Below are 1,843 nucleotides of genomic sequence, written 5' to 3' on the forward strand. Positions count from 1 at the left end.
GGCTGCGGTACGCACGGCGCCGGGGCGCCGGCCGAGGACGCGCCCGGCGGTCTCGGCGTCCAGACCGATGACGGCCCGGAGCAGCACCGCCTCGGCCTCCCGCGGCGGCAGGGTGGCGATCAGCGCGAGGGCCGCCTCGGTGCCGATGGTCTCGCCGGCCCGTTCGGCGGTGTCCGCGTCGCCGGCCAGCTCGCTGAGTGCCTGCACCGGGACGGGCAGGGAGGGACGGCGCCGCTGCCGCCGCAGGTGGTCCATGGCCCGGTTGCGGGCGATGGTGACGGTCCAGGCCCGGAACTCGCCTCCGGTGAAGGTGGGGAGGTCCCGGGAGATCTGCAACCACGCCTCGGAGGCGACGTCCTCGGCGTCCGCGCCGACCAGCGCGGTGAGGTAGCGCAGCAGGCCGGGTTGGAGGCTGCGGTAGAGGAACCGGAAGGCGTCCTCGTCACCGGCCTGGGCGCGGACGACCGCGTCGTTGAGCTCGGCCGTCACCCGGGTCGCCTCCGTCCGGCGGACACGCTGCGGCGCACCCCGGCCCGGGCGTACGCGACGCCACCCCGGTCCGGTGCCCGGACCTGCTCCCGCACCCTCAGCCCCCCGCTGACCTGATCACGCCCGATCCCACGACAGCCCGGACGGTGAGCCTGGACTCTCGCCATGGCGGTCCGGCCGGCGGCGAGGGCCGCCGGCTGAGCCCGAGTCGCGCTAACGGTAGGAGCACGGGCCTGAACGGACAAGTCGGCCCCGCTCGCCGGAAGAGTGAGAATTATCGCGCGGATCGGACGGCGTGTCGAGGTAACGGTGGGCACTCGGAGGACGCTCCGCGCACACAAGACGGGTGGAGACGTCGGTGTGCGCAGCGCGCGCAGCGGGTCTCGTCACGCAGCGTCCGGGAGCGGTCACAGGATAGCGGGCCGGGATGCCTCGCCGACAGGCCCCGCCGGGTTGGGTGTCGACCGGCACGGGTGCAGGCACGGCGCGACGTCCGCCGCCCCGCTGGGTACGGTAATGCTGTGTTGTCATCGGAGCTCGTGCTCAGCGGTCGGTACCGCCTGGACGACCGTGTCGCCACCGGCGGCATGGGCGACGTCTGGCGTGCCACGGACCTGATCCTCGGCCGGCAGGTCGCGGTCAAGGTCCTGCTGCCGGCGCTGGTCTCCGACCCCGACTTCATCGCCCGGTTCCGCGCGGAGGCGCGGATCATGGCCGCGCTGCGCCACCCCGGCATCGTCCAGGTCTACGACTGCGGCGCGGACGACCTGGTCGACGGCGGGCGCGCCGACTACCTGGTGATGGAGTTCGTCACCGGCGAACCGCTGTCCAAGCGGATCGAGGCCGCCGGCCGGTTGGACGTCGCCGAGACGATGTCGATCGTCGCGCAGGCGGCGCAGGCCCTGCACGCCGCCCACAAGGGCGGCATCGTGCACCGTGACGTCAAGCCGAGCAACCTGCTGGTGCAGGAGGACGGCACCGTCGTCCTGGTCGACTTCGGGGTGGCCCGCTCGACCAACGTCACGAGCATCACCAGCACCAACGCGGTGCCGGGCACGGCCCTCTACATGGCGCCCGAGCAGGCCGCCGGGCGGCCGGTGTCCGGGGCCACCGACATCTACGCCCTCGGCGCGGTGGCGTACTGCTGCCTGAGCGGGAGCCCGCCGTTCACCGGCGACAACCCCCTCCAGGTCGCCGTTCGGCACCTCGACGACGAGCCGCCGGAGCTGCCGCACGACATCCCGGAGGCGGTCCGGGCACTGGTCGGCCGCGCGCTGGCCAAGGATCCCGGCGACCGGTTCACCAGCGGCGCGGCCATGGCCGAGGCGGCCCGGGCCGCGGTGTCCGACCCGTC

Annotated in this window: 2 protein-coding genes; one reads left to right on the forward strand and one right to left on the reverse strand. The window is 74.2% G+C overall.

What is annotated here, in order from left to right; genetic code table 11:
• Positions 1 to 489: RNA polymerase sigma factor (locus AB0I76_RS29055; RefSeq protein ID WP_357042085.1), on the reverse strand; the 489-nt coding region annotated here is incomplete at its 3' end.
• A gap of 539 nt (positions 490 to 1,028) precedes the next feature.
• Between AB0I76_RS29055 and AB0I76_RS29060 the strand changes: the two genes are divergently transcribed.
• On the forward strand, positions 1,029 to 1,843 hold an 815-nt coding region (locus tag AB0I76_RS29060), incomplete at its 3' end, for a serine/threonine-protein kinase (protein WP_357042088.1).

Source organism: Micromonospora sp. NPDC049799 (genome assembly GCF_040656655.1).
Taxonomy (GTDB): Bacteria; Actinomycetota; Actinomycetes; order Mycobacteriales; family Micromonosporaceae; genus Micromonospora.